The sequence below is a fragment of the Paenibacillus sp. M-152 genome (assembly GCF_003856555.1).
GTDB classification, from domain to species: domain Bacteria; phylum Bacillota; class Bacilli; order Paenibacillales; family Paenibacillaceae; genus Paenibacillus; species Paenibacillus polymyxa_C.
The window spans coordinates 369,384-389,883 of the sequence record NZ_CP034141.1; the positions used below are offsets into that span (position 1 = coordinate 369,384).

A 20,500-nucleotide genomic window follows, 5' to 3' on the forward strand; every position below is an offset into this window, starting at 1 on the left:
GCAGCGGAAGGGCTTTTATTACATATACTTGTCTATACGGAGAGTTTATTTATATCCGCTGCACGGTAAACTCGAATTCCAGCTTTTGATCAGCCGGAATTTGATATTCCTCATGTACCGGAGCACCCCAGCTGTCGTCGCCGCCTACGCCCATTTGCTTGCCAGCTACGGTGACAACGGTGTAATACACATTGGGCAGTTCATACAGATGGCCTGCACTTTCCAGCTCAAACGCTGTATACGGCGAAATATTGCATTCCACTGGTGCGGTGGCAGGTGCTGTAATGCGAATGCCTCGCTGGGAATCGTCGGTAATATCGACCCGGCGCACGCCTGTACGGTTGCCGGATTCCTGTGGCACGACATACCCGGACACATTATCCGCAGCTTCGTTGCGGAATACGCCGAGTCTAGCACCAAAGGCTCGGTCAATGTAATTCTCCTCCGGTCCCATCGCATACCAGTCCAGATGGCGATAGTCCGCTGGAACCTTGAACGAAAGGGCAAAGATTGGCAGGTTAGGCAGCCCTGATACACCTTCATAGGTGGATTTTACGTTCAGACTGCCATCCGCCAAGACGGTGTAGGCTACCGTTACCTGTACATCTGCATGAATGCTTAGGGTGTAGCGGAACGTAATGGTCACACGGTCTGTCTGCTCTTCCGTAACCTCGATATCCACACATTTACGCGTCAGGCTTGCGGCGAACCAACCACCAGCTTCAAAACCCAGTGTCGTTCCCCGATCATTGTCTGTGGTCGCTCGCCAGAACAGCGGGGCAGGAGGCGTAGCGATCATCTCACGTCCAGCGTAGCGAAGTGAAGTCAGGCTGCCTGCTCCTTTGGAGAACATGATGGTGAAATCCGTACCGTGAACGCCAATATTTACATCACCATGCACCACTCGTAGGGCTTCACCTATTGGAGCTTTCAGCGGATTTGGATCTTCCACAATGAAAATATGTTGTCCAAAGGCCACTTCATGCCCAGCCTTAGCCCAGAGCGTCGCTTCCTTCAATACAAGCGCCGTGTGAATGACATATTCCCCAGGCTTCTCGTCTGTGCTTGGGAACGTCAATGGAATATAGGCTTCGGTCTGAGCCGCCACATCCACATGACTCACATTTCGCGCGATCTCTTGACCTTCATGCAGCAGGCTGTATACCAGCTCGTATTCCCCTGTACCCTCGAACAGGTTTTCGTTGCGAATGGTCACACCTTTGGTATCCGGGATGAGCTTCAGATTTTGGTACAGGAATTTGACCTCCTGCATCTTCGGTGAAACCTTCCGGTCTGCATAGACAATTCCGTCTGTACAGAAACCATAGTCTGTTGGACGGTCGTCAAAGTCGCCGCCGATCGCGAGGTACTCGCGTCCGTAGCGATCTTTTTTCATAACCGCCTGATCGATATAATCCCAAATGAAACCGCCCTGATACAGCTCATATTTGTTCTCCAGCTCGGTATACTTGTGCATGCCGCCTACGGAATTGCCCATTGCATGCATGTATTCGCAACTGATATACGGCTTTTGTGGATTGTCGTTTAAGTATTGCTCAATATCTGCGGGCTTGGCGTACATCCGGCTCTCCATATCGCTGGTATCATCGTACGTACGATTGTGAAACACGCCTTCGTAGTGTACCAGACGGCTCGGATCGGTGGACCGGAAATAGTTAGCGACATTGCGCAGCACTTCACCTGCATACGACTCATTTCCGCAAGACCAGATCAGAATGGATGCATGGTTTTTGTCCCGTTCCAGCATGGAAATGGCGCGATCCATAACGATATCCTGCCACTCCGGCAGATTGGCCGGAATATTCCACGAAGGCTCGACTGCGCCGAGTTTTTGCCAGGAACCGTGTGTTTCCAAGTTCATTTCGTCAATCACGTATATCCCGTATTCATCGCAGAGCTCATACCACAGTGTCTGATTCGGGTAATGAGAGGTACGGACAGCGTTCATATTGTTCTGCTTGAGTGTCCGAATATCCCACAGCATATCTTCACGGGAAATCGCACGTCCGGTACGAGCGTTGAATTCATGACGGTTCACACCTTTAAAGACGATGCGTTTGCCGTTCAGATGCATAACCTTGTTGACCATCTCGAATTTGCGGAAGCCGACCTTTTGTGGGATCACCTCGACAAGTGATCCATCAGCATCATAAATTTGAATGAACAACGTGTACAAATAAGGTTTCTCCGCGCTCCAGCGCTCTACTTGCTCCAAGGTTGCCGACAGCGAGGCGATGCCATCTGTAAAGTCAGCTTTTAAACAAGCTACGATATGACCGGCGGCATCCTTCACATCGACAGTTGTATGGGCCGTTGCCGGTTGTTCCAAAGTCAGTTTCAATTCTAGCAGGCCCTGCGTGTAGGTAGCATCCAGATCCGCCTTGGCATGCAGGTCGCGTACGTGAACAGTAGGGATCGTGTACAGATATACGTCTCTGAAAATGCCGGAAAAACGCCAAAAATCCTGATCCTCCAGCCAAGCTCCTGTACTTCTTTGATATACCTCGACCGCCAGCTTGTTTTCACCAGCTTGCAGGTAGGGTGTTAGCTCAAAGTCAGACGGTGTAAAACTGTCCTCGCTGTAACCGACAAATTGTCCGTTCAGCCATACATAGAAGGCCGACTCGACACCTTGAAAAGAGATGAACACAGGTTGCGCGTCAGAAGCCATATTTTCGGGCAAAACAAATCTTTTGATATAGCTACCGACCGGATTGTGGTCTTCTGGAATATGGGGTGGACGAACGTCCGAATGTCCGTCCCACGGGTACATCGTATTGGCGTACTGCATTTGGCCGAAGCCTTGTGTCTGAATATGACCTGGTACCTGAATATCGCTCCAGCCGCCATACTCAAAGTCAGGGGCATAGAATTCTACTGGGCGAGTGGCCGGATTCGTCGCATAGTTGAACTTCCAGCTCCCATTCAGGCTGTGACGCCAGGCCATATCGGCCTGGTGCTCTGCTTCCTGAAGCGTGGCGTAATACTTATGGTCGGAATAGGCAGGCAAGCGATTTACCGCGAACTTGGTCACATCGGTGAGCCAGTCCAGACTAGGGGTATGAATGGTCAAGGCGAACACTCCTTATTTTTAAATTGAATGAAGACCGTACACACAAATCTATTATTTTACCGAGCCGACCATACCTGCGACAAAGTGCTTCTGCATTAGGAAGAATACCAGTGCAGTCGGCAGTGTGGACAGGACAATGGCGATCATAATAACGCCGTAGTCCGGTGCATAGCTGGAGCCGAGGTTCGAGATCAACAGCGGGATGGTTTGATTTTCTGGCGTTTGCAGTACAATCAGAGGCCAGAGGTAGTTGTTCCAGCTGGACATGAACGTGATGATTGCGGCAGCGGCATAGGTTGTTTTCATCGTAGGCATATACACCCGGAAGAACAGACCCAGCTCGGATAATCCATCCATCCGGCCAGCTTCCAGCAGATCCTTGGGAAACATCTTGGTGCTTTGACGGAAAAAGAAGATCAGGAACGCCGTAGTTACAGTCGGAATAACGACAGAAGAGAGCGTATCAATGCCGATCCATGGTATGACATTAGAAATGCTGCCGAACATCCGGTAAAGCGGGATCATGATTGCCGCAAACGGAATCATCATCGACATCAGCAGGATATTGAAGACAACGTCTTTCGCTTTGCTTCTGTAAATTTCAAAGCCATAGCCAGCCAGTGATGCAATGAGCATAGCTAGCAACGTCGTTGAGATGGAAACCTTTGCAGAATTACTGAGTGCAGTAACGATGTCTACTTGTTCCAGCAGATTGTGCATGTTATCCATCAGATGGGAGCCAGGCAGAAGCTTGCCTTTGGTCACATCGACTGACAGGTTCGTGGAGCTGGATAGCATCCACAGGAACGGGAAAATCGAAATGAATGATACAAGAATCAGAAAGGTGTACGTAAATGCTCTTTTTGTTTTCATCATTTTTTCTCACCTGCCACTTTAAACTGGATAATCGACAAGATAATGATCATAATGACGATGGAATAAGATACGGTCGCCGCATAACCAAAGTCGGATGAATACTTGAAGGACAGATTATAGATATATTGCGAAATAGAAGATGTCGCGTTACCGGGCCCACCCTTCGTAATATTCATAATTTCATCGAAGAGCTGGAGTGTACCAATCGTCGATGTAATCGAGGTGAACAGGATAATCGGCTTAAGCAGTGGAACGGTAATGCTGAAAAACTGCCGAATCGGGGAAGCTCCGTCAATGCGGGCCGCTTCGTAGATAGAGCTGTCAATGTTCTGAAGACCCGACAGATAAAAGATCATGTTGTACCCAGTCCAGCGCCATGTGATCGCGATAATAATTGTTACTTTGGCCCAGAAAGGATCTGTAATCCATTGGATTGGCGTACCAATCACATGCAGATTCAGCAACAAGGAGTTTACCAAACCGTCAGATGAGAACAGATACTTGAAAACAACCGAATAGGCTACAAGAGATGTGATACACGGCAAGAAGATGGCAGTGCGGAAAAAGCCCTTGAATTTCAGGTTTTTATCGTTCAACAATACGGAAATGAACAGAGCCAGAATGACCATTAAAGGTACCTGGAAAATTAAGTAGATAAACGTATTCTTTACGGCGGTGATGAACATTTTGTCGGTGAACAGGCGCTTATAGTTATCAATGCCGTTAAAACTCAGATTAGACCCTGTACCCGTTTTAAAGGATAAGATCAGCGCCTGAATCATCGGATAAAAATAAAAGGCGGCAATCATGATCACTGCGATGGATATGAACAACCATCCTGTCATACCTGCTTTGAGACGTGTTGTAGTCATTTTGGGCGCGGCTGTCTTCATACCATGTCAACTCCCTATGCAGCAATAAAACCTTGAACTCGCAAGCCCAAGGTTTTAAGTGCTTATCGTTTTATTGTTTAGCCTTGGCTAGATGGACTGTCTTATTTAAGCTGTGCTTCCGCTTGTCCTTGAGCGTCCTTCAGAACTGTGTCTACATCTTTCCCGTTCAGGTAGTTTTGAATTTCAACGGTCATGATGTCCTCAATGGCATAAGTGTGCAGGCCATAATTGACTTTTGGAACTTGCTTAGTCCAATCAGCAAACTTCTTATACACTTTGTCGCCACCGAAGTAAGCATCTTCCACGTCATAAGCTTTACCGCTGGAAGCAGCGTTCAGTGAACCGACAATTCCGATTTTGCTCAGCATATCTTGATACAGCTCTGGATCTGAACCGAATGTTTCTTTCAGAAAATCAGCAGCGGTATCTTGACCGTCCGAGTTGAGGACATACCAGGAGCTGCCGCCGAGGCTGGAAGCATTCACGGATTCAGGTATATTTTTCAGCTTAGGGAAAGGAACTACAGCCCATTTACCGGATTGCGAAGCTTCAGCTTTAATCGAAGGCGTAATCCAGTTACCTGTAGGTACGGAAGCAACTGCACCGCTGTTGAACGCGGCCAAGAATTGACTCCAGTCGGCATTCATTTTAACAATATTAGCGTCGAACAAGGATTTGTACGTCAAGAGTGCTTCTTTTAGAGCTGGATTACCAGCCAGGTTTGGTGTTTTACCGTCTTCTTTCAGGTACCAAGAACCTGCAGTTTGGATCATGCCACGGATTAGACCCAGGTCATTCGGATCTTGAGTCAGCATATCTTTGCCTGTTTTCTGTTTTACAGCTTTACCGATTTCAATAAATTTGTCCCAATCAATATTGGTCAAGTCCGCTACTTTGTAGCCGGCTTGTTCCAGATAATCCGTTCTTACATACAATCCCATAACGCCGGAGTCGAAAGGAACTCCATACTGCTTGCCGTTGTAGCTGGTCGGCCCGATTTTATAATCCGCGAAGTCGGATGCTTTGATCGAATTAGTCATATTATGGAAAGAATCGGGATAGGCTTGCAGGAAGTTCTGTGCCCGGTAATCCTCAATTAGAACCACGTTCGGCAATCCTTTAGTAGAACCGGAGTTGAGGCCGGCATTCATTTTTTGTACGATATCATTTTGAGCATATTCAACAATGTTTACGGTTACATCTGGATGTTTGGCAACATAGCGATCTTTTGCCAGCTTCAGGGCTGCGATATTAAAGTTCGGGTCCCAAGCCCAGACTGTGATTTCTTTCTTGCCTGAATCTGTGGTCGTAGCTGCTTTCTCGGAATTGCTGGAGCACGCGGATAGCAAGATCAAGCTTGCGATCAGCAGAAGGAAAGACATTTTTTTCATTTTGTTCAACCCCTACTCTTTTTTTATATGTTGCTAATCATGTAAAACTTTTTTTGAAAGCGGTTACCTTGTTTATGAATTTAGTTTATCATCCTTGCTTTGCTGGCAGTTAGGAATATCTTTATACAGATTGGTCTTATTATTATGATTTATCTAAAAAGGTACCGCTTACATTTGTACTTTCTTTAGTTTTAGGTACTTTTTATAGACTGAACTAAAGTTCTTCACGAAGCATCATTCCGCCCACTCCGTTCTTGTTTCACCTTCTTTGTTTAGTTCAGCCTATATTTTTATGGGGTAGGAGGGACGGGCTTTAGAATCAGTGGCAGGGTGATTCTTACTTTGGTGCCCTCGCCCTTCTTGCTAGAGATGGTTACGCCATATTCTTCTCCATACAGAAGGGTAATGCGATTGTGTACATTCTGGATGCCGATGCCCGTAAATAGTTGGCGTTTGCTCTTGGGATTCGGCAGTCCGTCTTGCACTGTATGCCCATCCAAATCCATACCGTCCCCATCGTCGACCACTTCACAGATTAATGTATCCTCTGTTTTAGACACCAATATATAGATGTGCCCTGCATTCTTCTCATTAAACGCATGGAAAAAGGAGTTTTCGATGAAAGGCTGAATGATGAGTTTGGGCACATGGTACTCCAGACAATCGGGGGATACAAAATAATTCACTTGTACCCGTTGCCCGTAACGTACATGATTAATAAATACATAATTTTGCATGTTGGCCATTTCCTGCTCGATGGTGATCGTTTCGTTCACATTGCTGATTGTATTTTGCAGCTGGGAAATGAGCGCATTAATCGTCTCGGCGGCGGTTTCCTTGTTTCCTTTGAGCACTAGCATTTTGATGGAAGCCAATGTATTGTACAGAAAATGTGGATTGATCTGCCGTTGTAGTGCAGCAAGCTCTGCATTTCGTTGGCCTTTTTGCGTTTCTAAAAGCTTATGAATATAATCATTTAGTTCATCGAGCATGTAGTTGTAAGCATGACTTAATTGTCTGACCTCGTAGCTGCCTGTGACCGGGATATAATTATCAAAATTTTTCTCGCGTATCGTCGACATTTGCTTGACCAGCCGAGTCAGTGAACGGATCAGGCGACGGGAAATGAGGAAAACAATCACCAAAGCAATCAGTACAATGGCGATGCAGATCCATACTACAGATTTAACGTCAATAATTTGCCCAACCGCCGTTTGTCTATCGATCATGTTCACCAGATAAAAATCAAATGAAGGAATGTAGTTGGAAAGAACGATACTCTCCTTATTCATCACATCTGCATTAATATAGTTCAGTCCCTGTTCATTGATTTTGGTGGCATAGCCCAGCAGCTCACTGGAGCGTTGTCCGATTAGGTCCTGACGGTTGCTTGATACAATCAGTCCCGTTTTGTCCAAGATCAGCACATCATTACCGTTACTCGTGAAATTGTTATAAAAACGCCGAAATTCCGGCTCTCGGATAGCGATGTAGATCATACCGTACATGGTGCCGCTCGTTCGTTCCATAAATACTTTGGAGGCAATAATATAGGGAGTTGGCTTCTGTGCAGTGCTATTCATTTGTTGATGAAACAACTCCGTATCCATTTGATACATAAGCTGTGCTGGTCGTGCCACGCTTCGGGCTGTAATGGCACTGCTCTTAAGCTGTTCCGCAGTTACAGGCCAATAGGACGAGTCGGAGTAAAAGCTCCGACCGTTCATCCCTGTTACAGTGACACCGACATCATAAGCATCGACGTTCGATTTAATTTGCTTCATTTGCTGTGCCATACCAAAGTAAATCCTTGCCGAGTTAATCGAGTCAGATTGGCCGCCAGTCAAATAGTTTTTGACGGTTCCATTTTCCGAAGCGTGGGTTACAGCATTCACGATAGAGTCATTGAAGGATTCAAAGCTGGATTGAATCTGGCTAAGTACCTTGGCATTCGTAATACTGAATGTCTCAGCGAATAGTCGTTCAGACATTCGAATCGTCACCAAAGAGGTCAGCAAGGACACCGCAGTGATGCTGACCACCATAACAATAAAGATTTTGAAGAACAGACCTTGATATTTGATCTTGTGGATATATCTTTTCATATTTAATCTCTTTTCTGCTGGCAGATATGCGCTTGCTCTCTAATGGAGATGCTCCCGGCGGTACTGGCTGGGTGAGTAGCCCTTCACTTTTTTGAACACTTTAGTAAAATAGCTGGGGTCCGAATAACCTACTGTACTACTAATATCTGAAATGGGCAGCGTCCCCGATCGCAGTAATTCAGCAGCCTTCTCAACCCGGATTTTGTTCAGATACTCGCTAAATCCCTCTGTATGGTGTGCCGTAAAATAACTGGACAAATAAGAGGGGTTAAAATGAAAATATTGCCCAAGGGTCGTCAAATTGAGTGTTTCAGCATGATGTTCCTCAATATACTCCAGCAGTTTTTTCATGCTTGCACTACTTCCTTGCTGTGTTTTGGCCAGGATCTGTCGGTTCGCTTCCTCCAAAAAAGTCTCCAGCAACCGCACGGCTTCATGTACATGAGGAGCATCATTAATTGTTTTGAAATACGAATATTTCGCCGCATCCAGCTCCTTCATATCATACCCCTGATTCCCGAGCAAAATTGTAATGTTGAACACGATATTTCCGAGCAGCGATTTGAATTCAAAAGCGGTAGAGGTATAGTTGCCGGACATGGCGGCTACATAGGACCTCAAATCCTGAAAAGCCGTATCAAAATGCTCACGCTTCATCTCTTCCGTAAACTGTTTTAGGTTAAACGAACTATTCACCTGAACAGGCTGAGGGAGTTCATCTTCCATCAGTAGCGCTGTCTCTGGGAAATAAAAGCGGTAACTCAGTAATTTGGGAAGCTCATCCTGATAGACATTGCTAATCTGGTTAAAATCATCAAATAGATGGCTGACCGCCCAGCCTGTCTGTGGCTCGACCTGCTTCGTCTCTTGAGCAACTTCCCTAACCGCAGCCATCCAGGCGTCTAATTCCCGTGGCTCCAAATTGGCTAAAAAAACAGCTGTATAGACATCAGATGGCAGTTGTCGCAGAACCATGTGTTCACAGGCAGAGGCTAACCGATCTGTAAGCTTGGAAAATAGGTCCGAAGCAGAGGTAGTAGTAGAGCGCCCCTTATCTTGCTGTACCGACTGTTCTATACCTATGAGCGCAAAACGGGGATAAGGAAATGCTTGCTTCAGCAGTTCAGCGTCATAATCTATGCTATAGCCGGAAGTCAATTTTTCGATCACATGATCTATCGTAATTCGATTATTCCCGGCATCTTCCTGATACTGAATGGATGGGATTTTGCGGGCCGTTCGCTGAAGCACTTGAAGCAGCTCATCTGTGTCCAACTTGGGCTTCAAAATATAGTCAGCCACACCTTGCTGAAAGGTGGAGCGTACGTAATTAAACTCGCCGTAGCTGCTGAGCACAATGACCTCGATATCTGGATAGTTCTGTCTGACTATGCGTGTCAGCTCCTCGCCGTCCATGATCGGCATCACGATATCCGTTATGATAATATGAGGACGTAAGGCTTCAATCAGCTCCAGCGCCTCTTTCCCGTTGGAGGCCTCACCTACAATTCGAAATCCGTATTGTTCCCACGACAAATGATGCTTGATCCCTTGCCGTACCAATATCTCATCATCTACAATCAAAATGTTGCATAGCTCATTCATGACAGCACTCTCCATAATTATATCTATTCAAAAAAGACGCCATTAAGGCGAGGGCCTAATCACCTGCCGGACACAGTTGATAACGCTTCCAACTTTAACTAAAAACGAATGCATTTAATCTTTACATGCTAACATAAACGACAGGGTGATTCCAAAGATAATTTAGTTCCAATGGCATATAAAAGACAAAAAGGCCGCCGAGAAAATCTCGACAGCCTGAACAACCGGGATTACTTTATACAGTACCCCATGTCCGATCTCCTGCCAAATATTTTTCAGTCAAAATAGACAGCAGTTGAATACCGACCTCGTTGTGTCCTCCCTCAGGAAGGATCAGGTCGGCGTATTTCTTGGAAGGCTCAATAAATGCCTCGTGCATTGGCTTAACCGTCGTCAAATAGTGATCATGGATCGAATGGATGGTGCGACCGCGTTCCTCAATATCGCGAAGAACCCGACGAAGAATGCGCACATCAGGATCCGTATCCACAAATACCTTAATATCAAGCAGACTGCGGAGCTTTTCGTCTGACAGTACGTGCAGACCTTCCAACATAACGATATGATTTGGTAAAAGCTCTACCGTCTCGTCCGTGGAGCGGGCATGAACCGTAAAGTCATACACGGGCGCTTGAGTTGCTTGTCCTTTTTTTAGACATTGGAGATGCTCAATCAGCAAGTCGTTGTCAAAGGCAAACGGATGATCATAGTTGACCAAAGCACGTTCGTCATAACTCAGATGTGAATGGTCTTTATAGTAGTTATCCTGAGATATGAAAGTCACTTTATTAGATCCCAGACGCTCAACGACGGCGCGTGCGACCGTCGATTTACCGGAACCTGTACCGCCGGCAATACCAATAATAAGCATGGCGTTTCACTTACCCTTCCCTAAATGTATCCCGATACAACTAAAGTATTGTAGCACAATGCACACTTTTTTTCATCACTGTTGCGCGTTGTATTTCTTCCATTTCCGTATCTTGGCTCTGAATGTTTTAAACGGTGCTACAGAGTTGATGTGAATCCATCTCGCCATAGGCCAGTTCGGATTAGTGCCTGTCCACTTGTGAACGCCCTGGGTAAAGAGTTCTTCATGACTGAGTGTGTCCACCCAATCCAGCCACGTTTGCTCAGCCAGCTTGAGCATATTTCGTAATTCATATAGAGAGTGGTCGGAATAGGTCTTGTAGAATGATTGGTATAGTTCGCCTAGTCTATTCCACTTATAATTCGGGGCGGGCATGATGACGGTTTTTCCCTCCCGTTCGTCTCTGTCCCAACTCATGACAAGATGAAGCCATCCGAGCTGGTAGGCAATCATCTCTGCGGGTGTTTTATCGACTTCGTCGATTCGAGTATCCTTGTGGCTTTCGTCGATCTCTTGGAACTCACTGTCAAACCGTAAGTAGGAGGTATGAATGGCTTCTTTTAACTCCAATTTGGAAGCGTAGTCGTAGCTAGACATCTAATCGCTCCTTTACATGATATGGGTGATACTAACTCCTTTATATGTACCATTCTCAATATGACAACCGTATGTCTTATTCAAAAATAAAAAAATCTCATTTTTTGTGATTTTATGAAACATCATTTGGTGTGTTCGCGAAAAAGAACGAAAAATTAATAGAAAAATTAAGACAAAAGATAAGTAATTAGACATATTTTAATATTTATTTAAGTGCCTATAATTATTGGAGTATAGCGATTAGGGCCCTCATTGGTGTGTGGATATGATTCCATCCATCAGTACGTTATATACCGTTTGCTTTAGTATTCATGAATCTAATTGAGAAGGGAATTGTGATATGAAATCGAGTTTGTTAAAAAAATGTGCAAGTGTAATGTTAAGCAGTACGTTGGCACTGTCTTTATCACTACCGCTTTTAGGCCATGCACAGGCTGATGAGAATGTACAGGTAAGTGATGATTTTGAACAAGGAGAAGCTCAAGGATGGTCTGCAGGTTCAGGGAACTGGTCTGTGGTCAAGGACGGGAATGGTTCTACATACCAACAATCTAGTCGAAGCGAAAGCCATTCCGTTAAAGGCAATACCTCATGGACGAATTATAGTGTGCAAGCAGATGTATATGTAAATGATTTTAATGGCTCTAATCGAGTATATGTGGCAGGTAGATACACAGATTCAAACAATTTCTATGCAGCATCGTTGTACAATAAGAAAGGCGGAGCCCTTGAGATTCGTAAAAAGGTTAAAGGCTCTATGAAGACATTGGCTACCAATAAAAAATACAAACTAGACACCAATACATGGTACAGAGTGAAGCTGGAGCTATCCGGTTCGGAAATCAAAATGTATGTTAATGATCAGCTGGAGTTGTCCGCCACAGACACTAGTCTCACTGCTGGAGCTATGGGTCTGGTAACGTCTAAAGCAGTTGCCCAGTTCGACAATGTGATTGTATCGGGTGCTTCTTCAGAAGGGAATGCAAGTACACCACCTGTGAAGCCGACACCGGGTACAGAACAACCAACTCCAGGGATGGACCCCGGTGTAACCTCCAAAAATAATTATAATTTGACTGGCTTTTCGTATGGTAATACAGGTGGTGGGAACATTACCGATACCGATGCTAATTACAAAAAGGTGTACAATGCTGTAGATCTCAACGAAGCACTGAAAAAAGGCAGCAAAGTTAAAGTGATTGAAATTATGAACGATCTGGACCTTGGCTGGAATGAAATCCCTAGCGCTGCGAAGGCAATGCCATTTAGCGCCAACAATCCTGTACAAACACATCCTGTTCTGAAAAAGACAGGGGTGAGCAAAGTCTATATCGAGAATATGAATGGAGTTACGATTTTCTCGGCCAATGGTGCGAAAATCAAGCATGCCGGTTTTGTCATCAAACGAAGCTCTAATTTGGTTTTCCGCAACCTTGAATTTGATGAACTGTGGGAATGGGATGAAGCAACCAAAGGAAACTATGACAAGAATGACTGGGATTATATTACCATCGAAGGTGCAAGCTCTAAGGTATGGATCGACCATTGTACATTTAACAAAGCCTATGATGGCCTGGTAGATGTGAAAAAGGGCAGTAACGGAGTTACGATTTCCTGGTCCTTGTTCAAAGGAGATGACCGCAGTTCCAACAGCTGGGTAACCCAACAAGTCAATGCCATGGAAGCAGATAAGTCCTCCTATCCTATGTACGCTTATTTGAGAAGCAGTGCAGTGGGCATGAGTAAAGAAGATATCATTGATATTGCAGCAGGACAAAAGAAAGCGCATCTGGTGGGTGCCACGGAAATGGCAGGCGACAATGCGGATTTGGAAGTGACGCTGCATCATAATTACTATCTGGATATTCAAGACCGTATGCCACGTTTGCGCGGTGGTAATGCTCATGCATATAACATCGTTATGGATGATGCTGGATTGGCCAGAGCTAAAAAAAGAATTACGTCCGACATGGCCAAAGCGATCGCTGCCAAAGGGTACCATTTTGACGTCGTGGGTAATGGTGCGATTTCAACAGAAAACGGGGCGGTGTTGCTAGAAAAATCGTATTTAATAGATGTGTTTTCTCCAGTGCGTAATAATCAAAAAGACCCTAACAAAGCGGATTATACAGGTAAAATCAAAGCCGAGGATGTTATCTTTTCGGACAACGGTGCCGTGTTTAGAGGAGGCAGTGACGCTGCGAATAGCCCGGTAGCTCCTTATCCAGCGAAGGCTAAGAGCTTCTCTTGGAATGGGTTCACAACGTTGCCATACAGCTATACAGCCGAAGACCCTGCCAACCTGGTTGCTCAATTGCAGGCCAAGGATGGAGCGGGCGCAGGCAAGCTGAACTGGTCGAGTGAGAACTGGCTCAAAACGGTGTACAATACAGCCGCTACGAAAGACGTACAAGTAGAAGAAGATTCTGAGTAGGTAGGTAGTTTGAAAAAAGCAGTCAGGACAGATAGGGACTGACCCCCGTTTGTGAGACAGGGATCAAAACACCTTCCAAGTTTAAGCAGCCAGTTGTCGGAAATGAACCGGCGACTGGTTGTTTAGTTTTGTTTGAATGCGAATTGAGTTATAGTAAAGGATGTACTCTCGAACGGTCTGCTCGACGATTGCCGTCGTCGTACAGGTTAAACCTTCGAGGTAGAACGTTTCAGACTTTAGTGTGGAATGAAACGATTCGATGGGGGCATTATCAGCAGGCGTTCCCTTACGGGACATGCTCATGGTAATGCCTTTTCCTTTTACAGCTTCCTGGTAGGCCAAGGATGTGTAGACGCTGCCTTGATCGCTATGAAGTATTGCACCTGGTAGAGATGGCAACTGACGAAGGGTATCGAGCACAAATGCGGTATCCTGCTTGTCAGCTATACTGTATGCCACAATCTCTCCGTTAAACAAGTCTAAAATACTCGACAGATACAACATTCTTCCTCCAAATGGCAAATACGTAATGTCCGTTACAAGTTTTTGCATAGGCGTATCTGCTTCAAACTGTCGCTTTAGCAGATGCTCCGCGATATGAATGGGTTGCCCAGTAGGTTTCCGTTTCTTCGCTTTGACACGACATTGCAGCCCTTCACGCTGCATAATCCGTTGCACGCGTTTGTGGTTTACCATATACTCCCTCCGAAGCAAGGCGGTGATTTTCCGGTATCCATAACGATATTTATGCTGGATACAGAGTTCGCGGATTTTCTCTACCAAGTGATCCTCAAGTTTGCTCGCATACTCCGCCTTCCAGCGATAGTACGTGGCGCGAGGGATTCCTATCCATGCACAAGCTTGCTTCACACTCACTTCCCCTCGGATCGACTCTATCCACTCCATTACGATCTTTGACGATACCTCCTCTCCAGTACGCTGTACTTTTTTAGCAACTCTAGTTGTTGTCTCAAAAACCTGTTCTCAGCCTGGACCTTCTCTAATTCCGAAGTGTATTCGGGCCCTTTACCGTAGCTGTATTGTTTACCTACAGGCTGCTCTAAACGGTTCTGCTCGCCATTACGGTACCATCTCATCCAAGTTTCCACTTGTGTCTTGTTTCGTATGTTTAATTGCTCCATGATTTCTTTGACCGGTATACCAGCAATTCTCATTTCAATCGCCTTCATTTTAACTTCTAATGGATAACTGACTCTTGTTGCCAACGAAAAAACACCTCCAAGGTTGTCTCCATATCTTACGACATGGTTGCATTCTCTTGAAGGTGTTTTGATTTGTCTCACGTTAAGGGGTCAGTCCCATACGCTCTGTTCCTGACTGCTTTTTTTGTTAACTACGTCTAGGCTGCGTTCGGTACGAACTTAACCAATAACGACAAATGAGGATACGCCAGCAGGTACGGATCTAACGCGGAATAATACTCCATCATCTCTAAAAGTACGCAGAATATAAGGCTGGTTCGTAGGTGTGCGGACTCTGTTGAATCGGGCAGTACCAAAGCGGTCGAAGCCTGAAGCTTGAACAAAGGTTCCATCTAAACGCCGGAGTGTTGCAAAAAATCCAGACGTGTTAAAAGGTACACCATCATTGTTAGCCCAGATAACTGTAAATCTACGAAGGGTTTGTGTTGGACTCACATTGCGATATCTCGTAACAGGAACCTTTCTGCCCGTAGATTTCAGCGTTTGTGGAGGACGAATGGCCACTTCAAATCAACTCCTTTGTTGTGATGAGATATTAAATGCACACAAAGGAGCTTTGGACCGTGCTATAAACTATGGCTTCCTAAAAATAGGCATGTAGTGAACTCAAACTGGTACTTCATATACATTATAGTTCGATTTGGGACATCATTATGCCCACTCACGCCGTAGTGTAAAGAGGTCTTTTAACGCGTCTGTAGACAGCTCAGTAATCCAGCCCTCGGTGCTGGTGATAATTTGGTCGCTGAGCTGCTGCTTGCTCTCCAGCATCTCGTCAATGCGTTCCTCTAGCGTACCCAACGAGATAAATTTGTGAACCTGTACATCTTTGGTTTGTCCCATTCGGTAGGCTCGGTCCGTAGCCTGATTTTCAACAGCCGGATTCCACCAGCGATCAAAGTGAAAGACATGGTTGGCAGCTGTCAGGTTGAGACCCACCCCCCCGGCTTTGAGCGATAAAATAAACACAGACGGCTGCTCGTCAGGAGAGAGCGTATGCGATTGGAATTGATCAATCATTCGGTCACGCGCAGTTTTGGATGTACTGCCGTTTAGATAGAGCACAGGTTCTTGGAGCTCCTGAGCGAGTACCTGCTGGAGCATCTGACCCATACCAATATACTGCGTAAAAATAAGGCAGCGCTCGCCCTCTTCCCGTAGCTCCTTGACCATAGCCAGAATGCGCTCCAGTTTGGATGAACGGCTAATGATCGCCTCAAGATCGGGCTGACTATAACCAGAAGCTACTGCATCCAGAAGCGCCTCCTTGGTTAAAAGAGCAGGGTGGTCACAAAGCTGCTTCAACTGGGTCAGAGCTGACAAAATAGCTCCTTTGCGCTCGATCCCCTCCAGCTTCTGCATCCGTTCCATCAGTTCTTTAACAATCTGATCATAGAGCGCACCCTGCTCGGAGGTAAGGTGAATGTATGTTTTCATCTCGTTCTTGTCAGGCAAATCAAGTTGAATCGCAGGGTCCTTCTTTTTGCGCCGCAGCATGAAGGGCTGAACCAGCTTCTGCAAATCCATCGTGCGTTGCTCATTATGTTCTTTTTCAATAGCATTCATAAAGCGATTGCTAAAGGCGCGTGAGCTGCCCAGATAACCTGGATTGATAAAATCATAAATGGACCATAGTTCGGACAACCGATTTTCAATAGGTGTTCCTGTCAACGCGATACGATGACGTGCAGGGAAACTGCGCACAGCTGTGGATTGCTTGGTTTGCGCATTTTTAATGTTTTGCGCTTCATCCAGACAGATCGAATCCCAAGTCATGCTTTGCAGCAGCTCTTGATCCAGAGTTGCTGTAGCGAAGGAGGTCAGGATGACATCGGCCTGCTCGACTTTTTCGCGGAACAAGTCTCCTTGTTCCCGCTTGCTTCCATAGTGCAGCATGACTCTTAATGAAGGAGCGAAGCGGCTGAGCTCTTTCTGCCAGTTGCCCAGCACCGACGTCGGGCAAATCAGCAGCGAACTGGAGCGGACACCCGTCTCAGCGGCAATTTCCTGTAGGTGCAGTAAATAAGTAATAAATTGTACCGTTTTGCCGAGCCCCATATCATCGGCCAGACAGGCGCCCAATCCGAAGCGCCGTAAAAAGGCAAGCCATGCGTATCCGTCCCGCTGATATGTCCGCAGCTCGGCTTGCAGTCCATCCGGCACGTCCAGAGCGGGCCATTCCGATTGCCGTCCGAGCTGGCTGATCAGCTTCAGTAGATAAGCGTTCAGCTCTACTTCCAGTCGGAAGCGTGCCGGGTCCTCCGGCTGCTCGCCTGAGGCATCGCCTTCAGGCTCGTCGGTGTTGCCAAGCAGATGCAGCTGCAGAATGTCCTGAAAGGACAATCCCTGAGCGCTGTCGATTCCGTCCATGGCGCGGCGGATTTGCGCCAGCAGCGCAGGGTCGAGCGCGATCCATTGCCCGCGGAAGCGCACCAAGCGCTCGTTGCGAGCCACGAGCTCGGCGAATTCCGACTCGCTCAGATCGGCATCGCCGATGGCCACACGCCAATCGAACTGGACAATCGAGTCCAGTCCGAACAGCGAGCTGCCCTTCGAGCGCTCTCCCGCTCCCTCGCCGGGGCGAACCTTGGCCCGCAGCTTTGGCTTCTTGCGAGTGGCTGCCTCCCACCAAGCCGGCAGCAGCACCTGCCAACCACTTTCCAGCAGGCGTTGGCTGTCGGTCGTCAGGAATTGCCACGCCGCTTCGTCGGAGAGCGGGCGATTCAGCACGTCATCGCGGCTTCCGGCACGCTGCCCTGCGGGCAAAATAGCGGTCAAGCGTTCCAGCCATCCGCCTGAGCGCTCACGCACATGCACCGTCCACGCATCGGGCCATGAGCCGGATGCATATCCATCATCGGCGAGCTGTACAGGCACCAGCAAGGCCGGGTCCTGCTTGTCCTGCAACACAAGCTTGAGCTTCCAAGATGGCTCGTCGTCCTCCAGCTCTGGCTCCAGCAGTTGCAGAAGCGGACGAAATGGCGCGGTATCTGCCTTCCATCCAATGGCGATAAGCCATGCTTGGGCATCCAGGCCTGCCGCGACCTGGCGTTGGGGAGCGAAGAGAATCGGATATTCTCTTCGCAAATCAGCGGCTTCCGCTTCAGTGCCGTACCAGCGCTGAAATACAGCGGCCGAGAACGCCGCTACCAGCCCATCGCGCTCGTTCTCATCCAGGCTGTCCAGCAAAGCAAGCTCTGCTGGTTGGATGTTTTCCAATGCTTCTGCATCCCACTTCCATTGCAGCTTCCCTGCCTGGAACGACGTGAAGTTGGGCACATAGGCTTTCGTTTCAATACAGTGAGCCAATAGAGGGATCAGCCGAAGCCACGGGGCATTGGCCTCGTCCCAGATCCATTCGATATGCTGTAGAAGCTCCGGCTCTGCCAGAAAAGGAATTACTTGCTCCGAGGGCAATACGATAATATCTGTGTCTTGAACATGCTGAATCTCCAGCTCGGTGCCATAAAATGAAGCCTCATGCCAAGCAAACAGACGTTGCTTCAACATTTGACCGGAAATGCTATAGTTCATGGAGGAATCGCCATAGATCAGCGCGTCCCCATAGGTAGTTAATTGAATATGCACCGTAATCGTTTCGGTATATTGGCTCATGATAACAATTTCCCTTTCCGCAATTCCTCCTGCAGCGCCCGCAGGCGGCTGTGACGGCTGGTAAAGGTCGTGAAGAACAGCTCCCAGCGTGTTTCTTGCTTCATTTTTTTGTACAGCTTGAACAATCGCTTTAACAGCTTAACTGCTGCTTTATAGCTAGATCTGTTTTTTTCCAGCACATAACGTTCTACCGCTTGATGGTAAAAGGGCAGCAACAACTCAGGCGCGTTCTTTTCAATCGGTTGCAGCACGCTCACCCGAAAACTTAAAGGTTCACTGCGTATGCTTAGCTGATAGTCGATCCATTGCCGCCATTTTTCATGAGCAAGTAGAGCCTCTTCATACATTCCACCCGCAAATGGAAGCATACCCTTCAGCGTGTCCCACATGTCCTCCTCTGCTTCTGGAAGGTGCTGCAAAACCAGCTCCCAATCATGCATATAATCCTGTAAATGATCATCCCGATGACTGTGAAGGAGGGGGCCGATATGTCGCAGTCCGTCTTTGAGACGTACCCAATCTTCGGCCTGTCGCAACGCATGTAAGAACAACAGCAATTGGCTGGAGGAGATTTTTAGTGGAAAAGCCCGTTCAGCCTCCTGTAGCAGTTCCCAGGCTTTATGATCCTGCGCTTGGTAAACATACATCCAGCTCTGAGCGATTATCCACGGAAGCCGTGCCAACGTTGCACTATGCTCCTCCTCAGCTGCATGTAAATGCTGCAATTCCTCCGTATATATGTTGGAGTCCTGCCTTGCAGGATGCACCCAGTGTAGCCAAAACTGATAATACGCGTCTGAAAAATAAGTACCGTTCCGCGACTCTGTCAGCATTTTTCGGCGCAAATAAGCTAAAGTTTCTGCCATACGGGCCTCATGCATCGGTTCATCAGTCAGCTCCAGTGGACTTTCAAAATCACGCTCAATCGCTTCTTTAAGCTCATCTGCGGCAATTTGTGTGTAGTAACCCATATAGGTATGAGTAGGGTAACCTGTCATGGGGGCCTGAGGCACCAGCTTTTCCAACACACGCAGATGAGCATGCAGTCCATATAGCTGCTGCATGCCAGGTGAAAGCGGCGGCTTCACAGCATAGATCGAAGCTAAAGCACTTTGGACATATTGAGAATTTTGGGTGTGCACATGATTAAGGGCGATACACTGATCAAACAGATCATGCCATTCGGAAACGGGCATGTCCGGTATGTTGCTTGCTGTTTTACTGAGAGCATCTCGTGTTGTTTCCTTGTGCTCCAGCGAAAGGTTCGACCGGAAAGTAGGTGGGGTACGGGTGTCTGCTTTTGCAGCCAGCCGAGTGAATCCCGCCGAATGAGCGTTCACTAATGCATGAACGGAACGTTCCTGTTCATTCGCGTAATACAGCAATACGGCGATCATATGCTTGCAGTTGGTGCGAACAGGGCATGTACATCTGCTAGCAGCAAAAGCACTCAAGTGGAGATCCACTTCGTAGAGCTCATTCCCATCCACGACAGCCGCAATATGGTCAGCATCAGGCATTGCGAATTCTTTTACCTTTCCCTGCTTAAAGTACTGAAAACCTCGTTTGATTGTCACATCATTAAAATGGTCAGCCACGTTTTGAATGAGCTGCTGCCACTGTATATCATCCATAAGATAGGTTGGTTTCATATGCAATAGTCTCCTAAGAGAGAATAGTTGATCTGATAATAGCTTAACTCTTCCATTATATCAGTTCACAGATGTAAATTGAGTGGAGGGAGCAGTTGGAAAATTCCGAAGAATAACCGCAGGGAGAAAAGTGAAAATCCCCTT

13 protein-coding genes are annotated in these 20,500 nt (G+C 46.9%); 1 reads left to right on the forward strand and 12 read right to left on the reverse strand.

Going from position 1 to position 20,500, the window contains the following annotated elements; translation table 11 throughout:
• Positions 1–49 precede the first annotated feature (49 nt).
• The 8 genes from lacZ to EGM68_RS01695 form a co-directional block, all read right to left on the reverse strand.
• Positions 50–3,094 carry a beta-galactosidase, LacZ type gene (gene lacZ / locus EGM68_RS01660; RefSeq protein WP_129548549.1) on the reverse strand — a complete coding sequence of 1,015 codons (3,045 nt, stop codon included), beginning with the start codon at positions 3,092–3,094 and terminating at the stop codon, positions 50–52.
• 51 nt (positions 3,095–3,145) lie between these two features.
• Positions 3,146–3,970: a carbohydrate ABC transporter permease gene (locus EGM68_RS01665; protein ID WP_025675844.1), complete on the reverse strand. Its 825-nt coding sequence runs from the start codon at positions 3,968–3,970 to the stop codon at positions 3,146–3,148.
• Complete coding sequence (locus EGM68_RS01670; RefSeq protein WP_013368915.1) at positions 3,967–4,863, reverse strand: carbohydrate ABC transporter permease; 897 nt, start codon at positions 4,861–4,863, stop codon at positions 3,967–3,969. The genes EGM68_RS01665 and EGM68_RS01670 overlap by 4 nt, the downstream gene beginning before the upstream one ends.
• A 101-nt stretch (positions 4,864–4,964) precedes the next feature.
• On the reverse strand, positions 4,965–6,254 hold the full coding sequence (locus tag EGM68_RS01675; protein ID WP_129548550.1) for an ABC transporter substrate-binding protein: 1,290 nt from the start codon (positions 6,252–6,254) through the stop codon (positions 4,965–4,967).
• Positions 6,255–6,544: 290 nt separating this feature from the next.
• A complete protein-coding gene (locus EGM68_RS01680; RefSeq protein WP_129548551.1) occupies positions 6,545–8,359 on the reverse strand; it encodes a cache domain-containing sensor histidine kinase in 1,815 nt (604 codons plus the stop codon).
• A gap of 39 nt (positions 8,360–8,398) precedes the next feature.
• Complete coding sequence (locus tag EGM68_RS01685; RefSeq protein WP_013368918.1) at positions 8,399–9,964, reverse strand: response regulator transcription factor; 1,566 nt, start codon at positions 9,962–9,964, stop codon at positions 8,399–8,401.
• A gap of 235 nt (positions 9,965–10,199) precedes the next feature.
• On the reverse strand, positions 10,200–10,835 hold the full coding sequence (udk, locus tag EGM68_RS01690; protein WP_013368919.1) for a uridine kinase: 636 nt from the start codon (positions 10,833–10,835) through the stop codon (positions 10,200–10,202).
• Positions 10,836–10,910: 75 nt separating this feature from the next.
• A complete protein-coding gene (locus tag EGM68_RS01695; RefSeq protein ID WP_025675847.1) occupies positions 10,911–11,432 on the reverse strand; it encodes a ClbS/DfsB family four-helix bundle protein in 522 nt (173 codons plus the stop codon).
• Between the two features lie 340 nt (positions 11,433–11,772).
• Here EGM68_RS01695 and EGM68_RS01700 point away from each other — a divergent pair, with 340 nt between their 5' ends.
• A complete protein-coding gene (locus EGM68_RS01700; RefSeq protein WP_129548552.1) occupies positions 11,773–13,866 on the forward strand; it encodes a pectate lyase family protein in 2,094 nt (697 codons plus the stop codon).
• 81 nt (positions 13,867–13,947) lie between these two features.
• On the opposite strand, the gene EGM68_RS01705 is transcribed toward EGM68_RS01700, so the two are convergent.
• The 4 genes from EGM68_RS01705 to EGM68_RS01720 form a co-directional block, all read right to left on the reverse strand.
• Positions 13,948–15,092, reverse strand: a protein-coding gene (locus EGM68_RS01705; RefSeq protein WP_090735917.1) for an IS3 family transposase whose coding sequence is annotated in 2 segments (ribosomal slippage) — positions 13,948–14,819 and positions 14,819–15,092 — 1,146 coding nt in all. Because the reading frame shifts where the segments join, the coding sequence is not laid out codon by codon here.
• A 156-nt stretch (positions 15,093–15,248) separates the two neighbouring features.
• The gene (locus tag EGM68_RS01710) at positions 15,249–15,593 is read right to left on the reverse strand and encodes a hypothetical protein (protein ID WP_129548553.1); all 345 of its coding nucleotides are present in this window, start codon (positions 15,591–15,593) and stop codon (positions 15,249–15,251) included.
• A 147-nt stretch (positions 15,594–15,740) separates the two neighbouring features.
• Positions 15,741–18,704, reverse strand: a complete 2,964-nt coding sequence (locus EGM68_RS01715) for a DEAD/DEAH box helicase (RefSeq protein ID WP_129548554.1) — start codon at positions 18,702–18,704, stop codon at positions 15,741–15,743.
• The gene (locus EGM68_RS01720) at positions 18,701–20,356 is read right to left on the reverse strand and encodes an SWIM zinc finger family protein (protein WP_129548555.1); all 1,656 of its coding nucleotides are present in this window, start codon (positions 20,354–20,356) and stop codon (positions 18,701–18,703) included. The genes EGM68_RS01715 and EGM68_RS01720 overlap by 4 nt, the downstream gene beginning before the upstream one ends.
• Positions 20,357–20,500 lie beyond the last annotated feature (144 nt).

What these genes read in the sequence shown, in the direction of transcription:
- EGM68_RS01665 (WP_025675844.1), bottom strand. Translation starts at nt 3,970, where the DNA reads ATGATGAAAACAAAAAGAGCATTTACGTACACCTTTCTGATTCTTGTA.
- EGM68_RS01670 (WP_013368915.1), bottom strand. Translation starts at nt 4,863, where the DNA reads ATGAAGACAGCCGCGCCCAAAATGACTACAACACGTCTCAAAGCAGGT.
- EGM68_RS01675 (WP_129548550.1), bottom strand. Translation starts at nt 6,254, where the DNA reads ATGAAAAAAATGTCTTTCCTTCTGCTGATCGCAAGCTTGATCTTGCTA.
- EGM68_RS01680 (WP_129548551.1), bottom strand. Translation starts at nt 8,359, where the DNA reads ATGAAAAGATATATCCACAAGATCAAATATCAAGGTCTGTTCTTCAAA.
- EGM68_RS01685 (WP_013368918.1), bottom strand. Translation starts at nt 9,964, where the DNA reads ATGAATGAGCTATGCAACATTTTGATTGTAGATGATGAGATATTGGTA.
- udk (WP_013368919.1), bottom strand. Translation starts at nt 10,835, where the DNA reads ATGCTTATTATTGGTATTGCCGGCGGTACAGGTTCCGGTAAATCGACG.
- EGM68_RS01695 (WP_025675847.1), bottom strand. Translation starts at nt 11,432, where the DNA reads ATGTCTAGCTACGACTACGCTTCCAAATTGGAGTTAAAAGAAGCCATT.
- EGM68_RS01700 (WP_129548552.1), top strand. Translation starts at nt 11,773, where the DNA reads ATGAAATCGAGTTTGTTAAAAAAATGTGCAAGTGTAATGTTAAGCAGT.
- EGM68_RS01715 (WP_129548554.1), bottom strand. Translation starts at nt 18,704, where the DNA reads ATGAGCCAATATACCGAAACGATTACGGTGCATATTCAATTAACTACC.
- EGM68_RS01720 (WP_129548555.1), bottom strand. Translation starts at nt 20,356, where the DNA reads ATGAAACCAACCTATCTTATGGATGATATACAGTGGCAGCAGCTCATT.